The organism is Rhodococcus sp. NPDC060090 (assembly GCF_042729855.1).
Taxonomy (GTDB): Bacteria; Actinomycetota; Actinomycetes; order Mycobacteriales; family Mycobacteriaceae; genus Rhodococcus.
The window spans coordinates 183,674-198,374 of the sequence record NZ_JBHWXB010000003.1 but is presented as its reverse complement, the minus strand read 5'-3'; the positions used below and the strand labels follow the sequence as shown (position 1 = coordinate 198,374).

At 66.7% G+C, this 14,701-nt stretch carries 14 protein-coding genes; 5 read left to right on the top strand and 9 right to left on the bottom strand.

Going from position 1 to position 14,701, the window contains the following annotated elements; genetic code table 11:
• Positions 1 to 68 precede the first annotated feature (68 nt).
• Positions 69 to 1,700: an ABC-F family ATP-binding cassette domain-containing protein gene (locus tag ACFWCF_RS05555; RefSeq protein ID WP_378491948.1), complete on the bottom strand. Its 1,632-nt coding sequence runs from the start codon at positions 1,698 to 1,700 to the stop codon at positions 69 to 71.
• Positions 1,701 to 1,863: 163 nt separating this feature from the next.
• Between ACFWCF_RS05555 and ACFWCF_RS05550 the strand changes: the two genes are divergently transcribed.
• Together ACFWCF_RS05550 and ACFWCF_RS05545 are read left to right on the top strand one after the other, a co-directional pair.
• Complete coding sequence (locus ACFWCF_RS05550; RefSeq protein ID WP_378558210.1) at positions 1,864 to 2,985, top strand: lycopene cyclase family protein; 1,122 nt, start codon at positions 1,864 to 1,866, stop codon at positions 2,983 to 2,985.
• 39 nt (positions 2,986 to 3,024) lie between these two features.
• Entirely contained in the window at positions 3,025 to 3,969 is a 945-nt protein-coding gene (locus tag ACFWCF_RS05545; RefSeq protein ID WP_378558207.1) for a Ku protein, read from the top strand.
• 29 nt (positions 3,970 to 3,998) lie between these two features.
• Here the strand turns inward: ACFWCF_RS05545 and ACFWCF_RS05540 are convergent, their stop codons facing one another.
• The 8 genes from ACFWCF_RS05540 to ACFWCF_RS05505 all read right to left on the bottom strand — a co-directional run bounded on the left by ACFWCF_RS05540 (position 3,999) and on the right by ACFWCF_RS05505 (position 11,103).
• On the bottom strand, positions 3,999 to 4,517 hold the full coding sequence (locus tag ACFWCF_RS05540) for a MarR family winged helix-turn-helix transcriptional regulator (protein ID WP_378491951.1): 519 nt from the start codon (positions 4,515 to 4,517) through the stop codon (positions 3,999 to 4,001).
• Entirely contained in the window at positions 4,514 to 4,924 is a 411-nt protein-coding gene (locus ACFWCF_RS05535; protein WP_378558204.1) for a metal-sulfur cluster assembly factor, read from the bottom strand. The genes ACFWCF_RS05540 and ACFWCF_RS05535 overlap by 4 nt, the downstream gene beginning before the upstream one ends.
• A complete protein-coding gene (gene sufU / locus ACFWCF_RS05530) occupies positions 4,921 to 5,400 on the bottom strand; it encodes a Fe-S cluster assembly sulfur transfer protein SufU (RefSeq protein WP_378491953.1) in 480 nt (159 codons plus the stop codon). Before sufU ends, ACFWCF_RS05535 begins: the two co-directional genes overlap by 4 nt.
• Positions 5,400 to 6,656: a cysteine desulfurase gene (locus ACFWCF_RS05525; protein ID WP_378491954.1), complete on the bottom strand. Its 1,257-nt coding sequence runs from the start codon at positions 6,654 to 6,656 to the stop codon at positions 5,400 to 5,402. The genes sufU and ACFWCF_RS05525 overlap by 1 nt, the downstream gene beginning before the upstream one ends.
• A 4-nt stretch (positions 6,657 to 6,660) precedes the next feature.
• Complete coding sequence (gene sufC, locus ACFWCF_RS05520) at positions 6,661 to 7,461, bottom strand: Fe-S cluster assembly ATPase SufC (RefSeq protein ID WP_378558201.1); 801 nt, start codon at positions 7,459 to 7,461, stop codon at positions 6,661 to 6,663.
• 50 nt (positions 7,462 to 7,511) lie between these two features.
• Positions 7,512 to 8,810 carry a Fe-S cluster assembly protein SufD gene (gene sufD / locus ACFWCF_RS05515; protein WP_378558198.1) on the bottom strand — a complete coding sequence of 433 codons (1,299 nt, stop codon included), beginning with the start codon at positions 8,808 to 8,810 and terminating at the stop codon, positions 7,512 to 7,514.
• Complete coding sequence (sufB, locus tag ACFWCF_RS05510) at positions 8,811 to 10,259, bottom strand: Fe-S cluster assembly protein SufB (RefSeq protein WP_378558195.1); 1,449 nt, start codon at positions 10,257 to 10,259, stop codon at positions 8,811 to 8,813.
• 100 nt (positions 10,260 to 10,359) lie between these two features.
• Positions 10,360 to 11,103, bottom strand: a complete 744-nt coding sequence (locus ACFWCF_RS05505) for a helix-turn-helix transcriptional regulator (RefSeq protein ID WP_378558192.1) — start codon at positions 11,101 to 11,103, stop codon at positions 10,360 to 10,362.
• A gap of 120 nt (positions 11,104 to 11,223) precedes the next feature.
• Between ACFWCF_RS05505 and mptB the strand changes: the two genes are divergently transcribed.
• From mptB to ACFWCF_RS05490, 3 genes are read left to right on the top strand one after another with little or no spacing between them, the layout of a single operon-like run.
• Positions 11,224 to 12,963, top strand: coding sequence for a polyprenol phosphomannose-dependent alpha 1,6 mannosyltransferase MptB (gene mptB / locus ACFWCF_RS05500; RefSeq protein ID WP_378558189.1), 1,740 nt, complete (start codon positions 11,224 to 11,226; stop codon positions 12,961 to 12,963).
• Positions 12,960 to 13,904 carry an ABC transporter ATP-binding protein gene (locus tag ACFWCF_RS05495; RefSeq protein WP_378558186.1) on the top strand — a complete coding sequence of 315 codons (945 nt, stop codon included), beginning with the start codon at positions 12,960 to 12,962 and terminating at the stop codon, positions 13,902 to 13,904. The genes mptB and ACFWCF_RS05495 overlap by 4 nt, the downstream gene beginning before the upstream one ends.
• On the top strand, positions 13,901 to 14,701 hold the full coding sequence (locus tag ACFWCF_RS05490; RefSeq protein WP_378558183.1) for an ABC transporter permease: 801 nt from the start codon (positions 13,901 to 13,903) through the stop codon (positions 14,699 to 14,701). Before ACFWCF_RS05495 ends, ACFWCF_RS05490 begins: the two co-directional genes overlap by 4 nt.

Sequence of the window (14,701 nt, the reverse complement as noted above, 5' to 3'; positions counted from 1 at the left end):
ATCGCGCAACGCCGACCGGATCGATGGCGGAAACCATGGGCCGGGTGTACATGCCCCGGCCCGGGTTGTCACGCCAGCTGGATCAATTCGAGGTAATCCTGCGACCAATGGTCTTCGGTTCCGTCCGGCAGCATGATCACGCGTTCGGGATTCAGCGCCTCGGCAGCTCCCGGATCGTGCGTGACCAGAACCACAGCGCCCTCGTAACTCCGCAACGCATCGAGCACCTGCTCGCGCGAGATCGGATCGAGGTTGTTGGTCGGTTCGTCGAGCAATAGCACATTTGCCGCGGACGACACCAGACCCGCGAGCGCCAGACGGGTCTTCTCACCACCGGACAAGGTGCCTGCCGGCTGATCGAGCTGCGGTCCGGTGAACATGAACGCACCGAGCAGGCCGCGCAAGTCCTGTTCGCCTGCGTCGGGTGCGGCGTGCCGGATGTTCTCCCACACCGACGCACCATCGTCGATCGTGTCGTGCTCCTGCGCGAAGTAGCCGACCTTCATGCCGTGACCGGGCACGAGCTCGCCGAGATCGGGGGTTTCGACACCCGCCAGCAGACGCAGCAGAGTCGTCTTACCGGCACCGTTGAGTCCGAGGATCACAACGCGGCTGCCCCGGTCGATGGCCAGGTCGACGCCGGTGAAGATCTCGAGGGATCCGTACACCTTGGTCAGTTCCTTCGCCATCAGCGGTGTCTTGCCGCAGGCCGCGGGCGTGGGGAAACGAATCTTGGCGACCCGGTCGGCCACTCGCACATCATCGAGATCGCCCAGCAGCTTCTCGGCACGCTTGGCCATGTTCTGCGCCGCGGTGGCTTTCGTCGCCTTGGCACCGAGCTTCGCGGCCTGCTTCTGCAGGGCGGAGGCCTTCTTCTCCGCATTCGCGCGTTCACGACGACGGCGCGCCTCGTCGGTCGCGCGGGCGTCGAGGTACTTCTTCCACCCCATGTTGTAGATGTCGGCCTCGCCGCGCACGGCATCGAGAAACCACACCTTGTTGACCACATCGGCGAGAAGGTCCACATCGTGACTGATGACCACGAGGCCACCCTCGTGGTTCTGCAGGAAACCACGCAGCCACGTGATCGAGTCGGCGTCGAGGTGGTTGGTGGGTTCGTCGAGAAGCAGTGTGGTGTCCGACTTGCCACCGGATCCGTCGGATGCAGCGAACAGAATCCGGGCCAGTTCGACACGACGACGCTGACCACCCGACAGGGTGTTCAGTGCCTGACCGAGGACGCGGTCGGGCAGGCCGAGGCTGTGGCAGATCCGGGCGGCCTCGGACTCTGCGACATACCCGCCGAGCGTCGAGAACCGCTCCTCGAGCGACCCGTACTTGCGCACGGCGCGATCTCGGACCTTGTCGTCGACGGCTTCGGCCATCAATGCCTGCTGCTTCTCCATGCTGCGGAGGATCTCGTCGAGACCTCGCGCGGAGAGAACCCGGTCTTTGGCGAGGACCTCGAGGTTGCCTTCCTTCGGGTCCTGCGGCAGGTACCCGAGGTCACCGGAGCGGATCACCGTGCCCGCGTACGGCTCGCTCTCCCCCGCGAAGATGCGCAGCGTCGTGGTCTTCCCCGCGCCGTTGCGCCCGACCAGCCCGATCCGGTCACCCGCCTGGATACGCAGCGCTGACCCCTGTGAAGAGAGCAGCGTCCGCGCGCCGGCGCGGACTTCCAGGTCGGTGGCGGTGATCACGCGTGAAGCTCCTCGATGGGTAAGAGTGTGTGGGTCATGATGCCGGACAGGCGGCGCACGAACCATTGATTTTACCGCGCCACGAGCTATTTCACGAGGTGAGATGCACTACGTCGGGGTGCGAACGGTTTAGTGTGATGACCATGATCACCGCGAGGACTGCATGACTGCCGTTCGGACCGCGGACGTGCTGGTCGCCGGCCTTGGGCCCTCCGGGCGCGCGCTGGCGGCCCGCTGCGCCCACGCCGGCCTGTCGGTGCGCGCCGTCGATCCGTCACCGCATCGGGTGTGGACCGCCACATACGGCGCATGGGCAGACGAATTACCGTCGTGGCTGCCCGAGAACGTCCTCGCGGCCCGGGTCGAGTCCCCGGGCGTATGGACCACCCGTCCCCATGTCCTCGACCGTCCCTATACCGTGCTCGACACCGCGGCGCTCCAGCGGTCGCTGTCGCTCGAGTCCGTGGCAGTGACACAGGCCCGGGTCCGCTCCCTCGCGCCCGGCGAGGTGATCCTCGACGACGGTCAACGGCTGCGGGCCACACACGTCTTCGACGCCCGCGGTGTGCCGGTCGCATCCAAATCCGCGCAGCAGACGGCTTTCGGTGTGGTGACCGACGCGGAGACCGCCGCCGCGGCCCTGGAGGGCCGCTCTGCATGGTTCATGGATTGGCGGCGGGACAACGGCACCGCCGAGACGGACACACCGTCGTTCCTGTATGCCGTGCCCTTGGATGACGAGCGAGTACTTCTCGAAGAAACGTGCCTGGTGGGACGGCCTGCGCTCCCCCTCGCCGAACTTCAACACAGGCTCGGGGTACGACTGTCCACCCGTGGCGTCGCAGTGCCTGCGACCGCCCCCGTCGAGCGGGTTCGGTTCTCGGTCGACGGGGGTCCACGGCGACACGACGGTGTACTCGGATTCGGCGCCTGTGGAGGCTTGATGCACCCGGCGACCGGCTATGCGGTCGCCGCCGCGCTCACCGCCGCGGATCCGCTGGCGGCGGCGATCCGATCGGGTTCGGATCCGTACCGGCTCCTGTGGCCGAGATCTGCACGCGCGGTCGCGGCGATCCGGAACGTCGGGCTGCGGGTACTGCTCGGTGGGCTGCGCCCGGCCGAGGTCCCCGAGTTCTTCGCTGCGTTCTTCGACCTGCCCATCGACCGGCAACGTTCCTATCTGTCACGCCGGACCGACGTCGTGGGCACCCTTGACGGGATGTGCCGGTTGTTCGGCGCTGTTCCGTCCGGTGTGCGGGGGTCGATCCTGCGGGGTATCCGGTGAAGCCCAGCAATCCGGGTTCTCGTCGATCATGATGGAACCATGCGATCGATCTGGAAGGGTGCAATCGCGTTCGGGCTTGTGAACGTGCCCGTGAAGGTGTACTCGGCGACGGAAAGCCACGACATCAGATTTCATCAGGTCCACGCCGCCGACGGCGGCCGGATCAAATACCAGCGTGTGTGCAGCGAATGCGGTGAGATCGTCCCATTCCAGGACATCGACAAGGCCTACGAATCCGACGAGGGTGTGCGCGTCGTGCTCACCGACGAGGATTTCGAGAAGCTGCCCGCTGCCGAGAAACATGAGATCCCGGTGCTGCAGTTCGTCCCCACCGAGCAGATCGATCCGATTCTGTTCGAGAAGTCGTACTACCTCGAGCCGGATTCTGCGTCCCCGAAGGCCTATGCCCTGCTCGCTGCGACCCTCGAGCGCAGCGACCGCACCGCGCTCGTACATTTCACGTTGCGGCAGCGCACCCGGCTCGCGGCGCTGCGGACCGCCGACGGGGTCCTCGTCCTGCAGGCTCTGTTGTGGCCGGACGAGGTACGTGCCGCCGAATTCGGCGCTCTCGACGATGCGGCGGCGCCGACCGACAAGGAACTCGCGATGGCCGAGACCCTCGTCGAGTCGATGTCCGAGGACTTCGACCCCGCCGAGTTCACCGACGAATATCAGATGGAACTACGCGCGCTGCTCGACGACGCGATCGAACGCGGGGGTGAGAAGGTCTTCCAGGTCGCCGAGACGTCGAGCGACGGTGAGGACGCCGAGGTGCTCGATCTGGTGGCGGCGCTCCAGCGCAGCGTCAAGGCTGCGGGCGGGAAACAGGACGACAGCGATACGAAGCCCGCGGCGAAATCGAGCAGGCGGAAAGCACCGGCGAAAGCCGCAGCGAAGAAGACTGCCACCAAGAAGACTCCTACGAAGAAGAGTCCGGCCTCCAAGAGCACCGCGAAGAAAAGTGCGGCGCGCAAACGCGCGTAACACGACCGACCTCCGGGATCGGTGCCCGATCAGCCGTCGTGATCCTCGATCGAGTCTCCGAGGCGACCGAGAAGTTCGCTCAGGCGACGGATGTCCGTGGTGTCCCAGTCCGACAATCGAGCGCGCCACTGCTCGGTCTGTACCGACTCCAGTTCGTTCAACCGGTCCCGGCACGACGGGGTCAGAGCCAGCAGACGAGCGCGCGCATCGTTCGGGTCGGGTGTCCGCTCGACCAGACCCAACCGGACCGTGCTGTCGATTCGACGGGTGAGAGTCGATTTCTCGATGCCGAGGTCGGCATGAAGATCGGCCATCGCCACGGCGTCGGCGCGACGCAGCATCATCAGCATCGGATAACACACCGGATCGAGCTTGGGATGCACGGCCAGCGCGCGCTCGCGGATCAAACCGCGGACCCGACGCCACAGGACGACCAACCCCTGCTCGAGCCCCGGAACGGGATCGAGCTCAGAGACCGAATCGACGGCCGCCGCCGGCGCTGAGGCCGGCGGCGGATCCGCCGATTCGGAGGTGTCTGCTCTGGTCACACCGTGAAACCGAGGGCGCGCAACTGTTCGCGCCCGTCGTCGGTGATCTTGTCGGGGCCCCATGGGGGCATCCACACCCAGTTGATGCGCAGTTCGTTGCACAGGCCACTGCGCACCATGGCGCCACGGGCCTGATCTTCGATCACATCGGTGAGCGGGCATGCGGCCGAGGTCAGCGTCATGTCGACCGTGACGGCCTCGTCGGATTCGGAAATTCCGTAGACGAGCCCGAGATCGACGACGTTGATACCGAGTTCGGGGTCGACCACATCACGCATTGCTTCCTCGAGCTCGTCGAGGCGCACGGGGTCTAGCGGTGGTGCCACGTCGGCCACCAAGGCGGTAGTGGCCTCGTCGGTGGTCTGCTCGGTGTCGCCGACAGTGGTGTCGGGGGCGGGTTCGGTCATCTTTTCTGTCCTCCGCTCGAAACGGTTTCGTCGTCGCGGGTGCTGTCGGCGATCTGCACGACCGCATCCTTGAACGCCATCCAGCCCAGCAGCGCGCACTTGACCCGCGCCGGGTATTTGGAGACCCCGACGAAGGCGATGCCGTCGCCGAGCACATCTTCGTCGCCCTCGATGGCGCCGCGGCTGCCGACCATCTCCGCGAAGCTCGCGACCGTGGCCAGTGCCTCCTCGACGGGCATGCCGATCACCTGGTCGGTGAGGACCGAGGTCGAGGCCTGACTGATCGAGCAGCCCTGGCCGTCGTAGGACACGTCGGCGACGATGCCCTCGTCGATGTGTACTCGCAGCGTCACCTCGTCTCCGCAGGTGGGATTGACGTGGTGCACTTCTGCGCCGTAGGGATCGCGCAGTCCCCGGTGATGGGGGCGCTTGTAGTGGTCCAGGATGACTTCCTGGTACATCTGTTCCATCCGCATCAGCCACGCACCCCGAAGAAGTCCTGTGCACGGCGGATCGCGGCGCCGAGCGCAGCCACCTCGTCGAGCGTGTTGTACACCGCGAACGAAGCGCGAGCGGTGGCGGCGACCCCGAAGCGACGATGCAACGGCCACGCGCAGTGGTGCCCCACACGAATCTCCACGCCCTCGTCGTCGAGGATCTGCCCGAGATCGTGAGCATGGATCCCGTCGACGACGAACGACACCGCGCCACCGCGTTGTTCCGAGGTGGTCGGGCCGATGATGCGCAGCCCGTCGATGCCGCCGAGTTCGGTCAGCGCAGCGGCGGTCAGCTCGTGTTCGTGCGCGGCGACGGCGTCCATGCCGATGTCCTGCAGATAACGCACCGCGGCACCGAGACCGACGGCCTGCGACGACATCGGCGAGCCGGCCTCGAATCGTTGCGGCGGTGCCGCGAACGAGGAGGACTCCATGGTCACGGTCTCGATCATCGATCCGCCCGTGATGAACGGCGGCACCTCCGCGAGAAGTGCACGCCGCCCGTACAAGACACCGACGCCCGACGGACCGAACATCTTGTGTCCGGAGAACGCGGCGAAGTCGACACCGAGTTCCCGGAAGTCCACCGCCATGTGCGGAACCGACTGGCATGCGTCGAGAACCACCAGCGCTCCGACCGCCTTGGCACGACGGACGATCTCTTCGACCGGAGCGATCGCACCGGTGACGTTGGACTGATGGGTGAACGCGACCACCTTGACCGCGTCGGTGAGCTCGAGCGAATCGAGGTCGATGCGGCCGTCGTCGGTGACCGAGTACCAGCGCAGGGTGGCCCCTGTGCGCTGGGCCAGTTCCTGCCACGGCACCAGATTGGCGTGGTGTTCGAGCTCGGTGATGACGATCTCGTCGCCGGGGCCGAGCCGGTGCGCGAACCGGGAGTCGGCGAATGCGTAGGTGACGAGGTTGAGCGACTCGGTGGCGTTCTTGGTGAACACGACCTCGTCGGCGTCGACTCCGACGAACGAGGCGATGACGGCGCGTGCGCCTTCGTACGCGTCGGTCGCTTCCTCGGACAACGCGTGAGCGCCGCGGTGTACCGCGGCATTACACGTGAAGAGGAAGTCGCGTTCGGCGTCGAGCACCTGCACGGGACGCTGCGAGGTCGCCCCCGAATCGAGGTAGACCAGCGGTTTGTCGTCACGCACCGTGCGCGCGAGGATCGGGAAGTCCTCCCGTATCCGGGTGACGTCGAACGTCCGCACCGGCACCGTCATGCAGTCACGCTCCCTGGGTGTCTGCCGTCGCTACGGCAGCGGCGAAGCGCTCGTAGCCGTTCGCTTCGAGTTCGTCGGCGAGCTCCGGGCCACCGGACTCCACGATGCGGCCACCGACGAACACATGCACATGCTCCGGCTTGATGTACCGCAGGATACGCGTGTAGTGGGTGATCAGCAGGACGCCGCCTTGCTCGCGTTCCCGATAGCTGTTGACACCGTCGGACACCACACGCAACGCGTCGACGTCGAGTCCCGAGTCGGTCTCGTCGAGGATCGCGATCCGCGGCTTGAGGATCCCGAGCTGCAAGATCTCGTGGCGCTTCTTCTCGCCACCGGAGAATCCCTCGTTGACGCTGCGCTCACCGAAGGCGGGGTCGATGTCGAGTTCCTTCATCGCCTCCTTGACCTCCTTGACCCAGTGGCGAAGCTTGGGGGCTTCACCGCGGGCGGCGGTGGCGGCGGTGCGCAGGAAGTTCGACATCGACACACCCGGCACCTCGACGGGATACTGCATGGCGAGGAACAGTCCGGCGCGGGCCCGCTCGTCGACGCTCATCTCGAGGACGTTCTCACCGTTGAGGGTGATCGAGCCCGAGGTGACCTCGTATTTGGGGTGTCCCGCGATCGCATACGACAGCGTGGACTTGCCGGAGCCGTTCGGGCCCATGATCGCATGCGTCTCACCGGAGCGGACTGTGAGGTTCACGCCCTTGAGGATGTCGATCGGCTCGGCATTCGTGTCGGTCTGCGCGACACACGCGTGCAGGTCTGTGATCTCGAGGACGTTCTGGGGGCTGGACATCGGTCTACTGATTCCTTCGAAAGTCGATGGGGGTAACGGCGGGTGGCGTGTCAGACGCCGACCGCAGCGAGTTCGGCTTCGACCGCGGCCTCGAGGCGCTCACGTACCTCGGGCACGGTGATCTTCTCGAGCAACTCGTGGAAGAAACCGCGCACGACGAGCCGTCGGGCCTGATCCTCCGGAATACCGCGGGCACGCAGGTAGAACAGCTGCTCATCGTCGAAGCGGCCGGTCGCGGAGGCGTGGCCGGCGCCGACGATCTCGCCGGTCTCGATCTCGAGGTTCGGCACCGAGTCGGCGCGCGCACCGTCGGTGAGCACGAGATTGCGGTTGAGTTCGAAGGTGTCGGTGCCCTCGGCCTCGGCGCGGATGAGGACGTCGCCGATCCACACGGTACGGGCGTCGGGCTTACCCGAATCGGGATCGCCCTGGAGCGCGCCCTTGTACACCACGTTCGACTTGCAGTGCGGCTGCGAGTGGTCGACCAGCAGTCGCTGTTCGAGATGCTGTCCGGCGTCGGCGAAGTACAGGCCGAGAAGTTCGGCGTCGCCGCCGGGGCCGTCGTACTTGGTCGTGGCCGAGACGCGCACCAGGTCGCCGCCGAGTCCGACGGTGAAGTGCCGCAGCACCGCGTCGCGCCCGAGGCGGGCATGGTGGGCGGCGACGTGCACGGCATCGTCGGCCCAGTCCTGGATTGCGACGATCCGCAGTTGCGCGCTGTCGCCGAGGACGAACTCGACGTTCTCCGCGTAAGTCCCGCTGCCCTTCTGATCGAGCACGACGGTGACCTGCGCGAACGGCTCGAGCCTGACCTGCAGGTGCCCGAAGGCCACGTGGCCCTCGCCCGGACCCGTCGCGGTGATGATGACGGGTTCGGCGACCGCGACCTCGCGGCCGACTGTGATGACGGTGGCCGTCTCGAACGACGAATATGCCTGCGCGGCGACCCGGTCGAACGGCACGCCACCCTGCCCGAGTCGGGTGTCGTCGCGGCCGACGGTCTCGATCTGCACGCCTTCGACGTCACCGATCTCGATGGTGGCGTTGCTGTCAGCGACGGCGGTGCCGTCGTGCAGTCCACGCAGTCGGCGCAGCGGAGTGAATCGCCACGCCTCGTCGCGGCCGCCGGGGATCTCGAAGGCGTTGACGTCGAACGACGTGAACACCTCTCCCTTGTTCGTGGCAGGCACCGCCTGCGTGTTCACGGCCGGTGTGCGGTTCTCAGCGCGGGCGGCGCCCTGGACGCCGTTACGGGCAGCCGGCTCGCCGGCGGTACCGACTGCCGGCTTGCCGGCGGTACCGACTGCCGGCTCGCCGGCGGTGGGAATGTTCTTCGCTTCCGCAGTCATTTAGCCGACTGCCCCTTCCATCTGCAGTTCGATGAGCCGATTGAGCTCGAGTGCGTATTCCATCGGCAGTTCCTTGGCGATGGGCTCGACGAAGCCGCGCACGATCATCGCCATCGCCTCGTCTTCGTTCAGACCGCGACTCATCAGGTAGAACAGCTGATCGTCGCTGACCTTGGAGACGGTGGCCTCGTGGCCCATCGTCACGTCGTCCTCGCGGATATCGACGTACGGGTAGGTGTCGGAGCGGCTGATCTGGTCGACGAGCAGCGCATCGCACTTGACGGTCGACTTCGAGCCGTAGGCACCCTTGTTGATCTGCACAAGACCGCGGTAGGAGGCCCGTCCACCTGCCCGCGCGACGGACTTCGACACGATCGTCGAGGAGGTGTGCGGCGCCAGATGCAGCATCTTCGCGCCGGTGTCCTGGTGCTGACCCTCGCCTGCGAACGCAACCGAGAGCACCTCACCGCGAGCGTATTCGCCCATCATCCACACGGCCGGGTACTTCATCGTCACCTTGGAACCGATGTTGCCGTCGATCCACTCCATCGAGCCGCCCGCCTCGACCTTGGTGCGCTTGGTCACCAGGTTGTAGACGTTGTTCGACCAGTTCTGGATCGTCGTGTAGCGGCAGTGGCCGCCCTTCTTGACGATGATCTCCACGACCGCGGAGTGCAGCGAATCCGACTTGTAGATCGGCGCCGTGCAACCCTCGACGTAGTGCACGGATGCGCCTTCGTCGACGATGATCAGCGTGCGCTCGAACTGGCCCATGTTCTCGGTGTTGATCCGGAAGTAGGCCTGCAGCGGGATGTCGACGTGGACACCGGGCGGGACGTAGATGAACGAACCACCGGACCACACCGAGGTGTTCAGTGCGGAGAACTTGTTGTCGCCCGCCGGGATCACCGTGCCGAAGTACTCGCGGAACAGCTCGGGGTGCTCACGCAGACCCGAGTCGGTGTCGAGGAAGATCACGCCCTCGGCTTCGAGGTCCTCGCGGATCTGGTGGTACACCACCTCGGACTCGTACTGGGCGGCGACACCCGAGACGAGACGCTGCTTCTCCGCTTCCGGGATCCCCAGCTTGTCGTAGGTGTTCTTGATGTCGTCGGGCAGGTCATCCCAGCTTGCCGCCTGCTTCTCCGTGGAACGCACGAAGTACTTGATGTTGTCGAAGTCGATCCCGTCGAGCGTCGAACCCCACATCGGCATCGGCTTCTTGTCGAAGGTGCGCAGCGCCTTGAGGCGGATATCGAGCATCCACTGAGGCTCGCTCTTCTTCGAGGAGATGTCGCGCACGACGGCCTCGGACAGGCCGCGCTGTGCCACCGCGCCGGCCGCGTCGGAGTCCGACCAGCCGTATTCGTAGTGGCCGAGAGACTCGATGGCCTCTTCCTGCGTCAGCGGTGTACCGGCGCCGGACGTCTGGTCCGATGTGACGGTCATACGGGCTCCTTCCGGAGTGGGGTGGTTGTCGGCGCGGGCTGTACCGACGGACGAACTTCGGGCTGTCCAGTAATTCGGAAATCTGGAGGTACTCGGTGGGTCACGGGCTCGGCGGCTCCTTCACCGGGAGGACCGGCACATGGGTGGTGCAGAACGCGTCGCCGTTGGCGATCGTCGCGAGACGCTGCACGTGGCTGCCGAGCAACTCCACGAAGGCGTCCTGTTCTGCCTCACACAGTTCGGGGAACTCTTCGGCGACGTGGGAGACCGGGCAGTGGTGCTGACAGAGCTGCACGCCGGTACCGACCCGTCGGGTCGACGCCGCGAATCCCGCCGCGCTGAACGCGTCGGCGATCTCGTTGGCGACCGCGTCGATCTCGTCGTCGGATTCGACGGGGCGAACGCCACCGAGGATGGATTGGACGCGGCGGCGCGCGAAGTCTTCGATCGCTGCCGATCCGCCGAGTTCCCGTAGGTGGCGCATCGCGGCCCCGGCGAGATCGTCGTACGAGTGTCCGAGTCGGGCGCGACCGACGGAGGTGAGCTGGAACCGCCGGGCGGGCCGACCGCGGCCGCGAGTCTTCGCGCGCAGCGGCACGACGGACTGGGCCTCGCCCGATTCGATGAGGGCATCGAGGTGCCGTCGCACCCCCGCCGCACTCAGCCCGAGCCGCTCTCCGATGTCGGTTGCGGTGATCGGTCCGTTCTCGACAAGCAGCTGCACTACCGCGGCGCGAGTCTGACCTTCTTGGTGCTCACGTCCGGTCGACGGGTGCGCAGAACCCGCGACAGGCACATGACCTGCGCGTTCTGCATGCTCCACGAGTTCCGACGGGCTTTTCACAACACCAGTGTGACGGAATTCAGGACGCCGGTCCACCAAGGGTGCCCTTCCTCACCGCCGGAATAAACCTGGCACCGGACGCGTCCGGGCAGGTGCCTGCGCGCCCGTTACGCTTCCTGAGTGCCGTCGACTCCACCCGAACCAGACCCGCCCTCGGATCACTCCGCCGGCGGAACCGGCATCGGTACCCGCGCGCTCACGCTCGGTCGGCGCGCTCTCGGCCTCGACGGCCGCGGCGCACGACCCGATGTGGCCGCCGTCCTCCACGGCGACGAACCCGAAGGGCGCGGTCTCGATACCACCGAAACGGTCCAACTACACCGCATCCGGTTGTTCGGTGCCACCGGTGCTGTTCTCATGGCCGTCGGCGCGCTCGGGGCCGGTGCGCAACCCGTGCTGCAGAATCCCGTGCAGGGTGTCCGCGCGCTCGGACTCGCCGCGCGGATGCCCAGCGCCGCGCTGACCTTGACCATGACGGGAACCGTGCTCGTCGTCCTCGCCTGGCTGCTGCTCGGGCGTTTCGCGATCGGACGCCGCGACCCCGACGGACAACCGCGCAGGCTGACCCGATCGCAACTCGATCGCACCCTGCTGTTGTGGATCCTTCCGCTGGTCGTCGCACCGCCGATGTTCAGCAAGGACGTGTACTCCTACCTCGCACAGAGCGAGATCGCTGCACGCGGCATGGACCCGTACGGCATCGGCCCCGCCGGTGCGCTCGGCGTCGATCACGTCCTGACCCGCACGGTGCCGAACATCTGGCGCGACACCTCCGCACCGTACGGACCCGCCTTCATCTGGCTCGGCGAGAAGGTCGCCTTCCTCACCGGCGAGAACATCGTCGCCGGCATCTTCGTGCACCGACTGCTCGCCCTGCTCGGCGTCGCGCTGATCGTGTGGGCCCTGCCCCGTCTCGCCCGGCGGTGCGGCGTGGCCTCGGTGAGCGCACTGTGGCTCGGCGCAGCGAACCCGCTGCTTCTGTTCCACCTGGTGGCGGGCATCCACAACGAGGCATTGATGCTCGGCCTCATGCTCGCCGGTGTCGAACTGGCGCTGCGCGGGGTCTACAGCGACACCGCCCGCACGCCGCGCTGGCAGGTCGTCGCCTGGCTTGTGGCAGGCACGTCCGTGATCGCGGTGTCGTCGATGATCAAGGTGCCGTCGCTGCTCGCCCTCGGCTTCGTCGGCATGGCCCTCGCGCGAAAGTGGGGTGGCTCACTGCGGTCGGTGCTCGCGGCGGCTGCGGCGCTCGGCGTCGTCGCGGTGGCGGTGATCGCCTTGATCAGCTGGGGCAGCGGCCTCGGACTGGGCTGGACCAACACCTTGGGGACTGCCACCGAGGTGCGCAGCTGGATGTCGATCCCGACCCTGCTCGGCGTGGGCACCGGGCTGGCCGGAGTCCTGCTCGGCCTCGGCGACCACACGACCGCGGTGTTGTCGATCACACGGCCCATCGCCGCACTGGTGGCAGCGTTCATCGCCCTGCGCATGCTGCTGGCCGTCCTGACCGGGAGATTGCATCCCGTCGGCGCGCTGGGTGTCTCCCTCGGCGCGATCGTGCTGCTGTTCCCTGTGGTCCAACCGTGGTATCTGCTGTGGGCGGTGATTCCCTTGGCGGCGTGGGCGACCCGGCCGATCTTCCGCGTCCCGACGATCGTGTTCTCGTCGGTGGTCAGCGTGATCCTGATGCCCAACGGGGGCGAATACCAACCGTTCATCATCGTGCAGGCCGCGATCGCCACGATCGTGACCGCAGGTTTGCTGATCGTCGCGACCCGCACTCTGCTGCCGTGGCGCGGCGAGGAACACCCACCGGCGCGCCCCACAGAAGCCGTGGACGCCTACGCTGGAAACCCGTGACCTCGAAATCCGCCGCGGGTGCGGCTCCCTCTGTGCGCCTGGACGGCGTTGTCAAGAAATTCGGGGGTGTGACCGCGGTCGACGGACTCGATCTGACGGTCGAACCCGCCCAGGTACTTGCGCTGCTCGGCCCCAACGGCGCAGGCAAGACCACCACGGTGGAGATGTGCGAGGGGTTCGTCACCCCCGATGCAGGCACCGTTCGCGTCCTCGGACTCGACCCGATCACCCAGTCCGACCTCTTGCGGCCGCGGATCGGGGTCATGCTGCAGGGCGGCGGCGCCTACCCGGGATCCAAGGCCGGGGAAATGCTCGATCTGGTGGCGGCGTACTCCGCCGATCCACTCGATCCGGATTGGCTGCTACAGCGCCTCGGCCTCGAGGACTCCCGCCGCACCCCGTACCGCCGGCTCTCCGGCGGGCAGCAACAGCGCCTCGCGTTGGCGTGCGCGCTCGTCGGCCGCCCCGAACTGGTGTTCCTCGACGAACCCACCGCGGGGCTGGACGCGCAGGCCCGGCTGCTGGTGTGGGAACTGATCGACGCCCTGCGCCGCGACGGTGTCAGCGTGCTGCTCACCACTCACCTCATGAACGAGGCCGAAGAACTCGCCGACGAGATCGTCATCATCGATCACGGCAAGGTCGTCGCCTCGGGTACCCCCGAGGAGGTCACCCGGATCGGCGCCGAAGGTCAGCTGTGGCTGTCGGCGCCACCCGACCTCGACATCACCACGTTGCGGACTGCTCTACCCGATCCCTATCGGGTGCGCGAAGCCCTGCCCGGTCGCTATCTCGTCGAAGGCGATATCGAGCCGTTCGTGGTCGCCGCGGCGGCCACGTGGTGCGCCGATCAGGATGTGCTCGCCACCGAGATCCGCGTCGATCAGCGCAGCCTCGAGGACGTGTTCCTCGAGCTCACCGGACGGGAATTGAGAGGATGAGCGTGACGCCCCGCGACCGTCTGGTCGACAACCGCTTCGCCCCCGGCACCTTCACACCGGACCCGCGACCCAATGCTCCCGCGAAGATGCTCGCGGCGCAGACCCGCATGGAACTGACGCTGCTGCTGCGCAACGGGGAACAGCTCCTGCTGACCATGTTCATCCCGATCACCCTGCTGGTCGGATTGACGCTGCTGCCCATCGGCGACCTCGGTGAGGCCCGCGTCGACAGCGTCCTGCCGGCGGTGATGATGGTCGCGGTGATGTCCACCGCCTTCACCGGGCAAGCGATCGCTGTCGGATTCGACCGCAGATACGGTGCACTGAAAAGGATCGGCGCGACCGCCCTTCCGAAATGGGGCATCATCGCAGGTAAGAGCGCTGCGGTCGGAATCGTAGTGGTGATGCAATCAATTCTCTTGGGTGCTATCGGTCTCGCGCTCGGCTGGCGACCGACCCTGCTCGGTCTCCTCATCGGCGCGGTGGGTATCGCGTTGGGGACTGTGATGTTCGCGACCCTGGGTCTGCTCCTCGGCGGCACGATGCGTGCCGAGATCGTGCTGGCCCTCGCGAACATCGTCTGGTTCGTACTGCTGGGTATCGGCAGTGTCGTGCTCCTCGACGACGTGCTTCCCGAGGTGCTCGTACACGTCGTGCGGTTGGTGCCGTCGGGAGCATTGACCCTGGCCCTCGATACCGCGATCGCCGGCGGGGTCGACTGGCTGTCGCTCGTGGTGATGGCGGTGTGGGCATTGATCGGCGGCGCGGCCGCAGCTCGATGGTTCCGCTTCACCTGA

Bases quoted from the DNA above. Each gene is read 5' to 3' on its own strand.
- ACFWCF_RS05550 (WP_378558210.1), top strand. From the start codon at position 1,864: ATGACTGCCGTTCGGACCGCGGACGTGCTGGTCGCCGGCCTTGGGCCC.
- sufU (WP_378491953.1), bottom strand. From the start codon at position 5,400: ATGCGGATGGAACAGATGTACCAGGAAGTCATCCTGGACCACTACAAG.
- ACFWCF_RS05535 (WP_378558204.1), bottom strand. From the start codon at position 4,924: ATGACCGAACCCGCCCCCGACACCACTGTCGGCGACACCGAGCAGACC.
- sufB (WP_378558195.1), bottom strand. From the start codon at position 10,259: ATGACCGTCACATCGGACCAGACGTCCGGCGCCGGTACACCGCTGACG.
- sufD (WP_378558198.1), bottom strand. From the start codon at position 8,810: ATGACTGCGGAAGCGAAGAACATTCCCACCGCCGGCGAGCCGGCAGTC.
- ACFWCF_RS05490 (WP_378558183.1), top strand. From the start codon at position 13,901: ATGAGCGTGACGCCCCGCGACCGTCTGGTCGACAACCGCTTCGCCCCC.
- ACFWCF_RS05545 (WP_378558207.1), top strand. From the start codon at position 3,025: ATGCGATCGATCTGGAAGGGTGCAATCGCGTTCGGGCTTGTGAACGTG.
- ACFWCF_RS05525 (WP_378491954.1), bottom strand. From the start codon at position 6,656: ATGACGGTGCCGGTGCGGACGTTCGACGTCACCCGGATACGGGAGGAC.
- sufC (WP_378558201.1), bottom strand. From the start codon at position 7,461: ATGTCCAGCCCCCAGAACGTCCTCGAGATCACAGACCTGCACGCGTGT.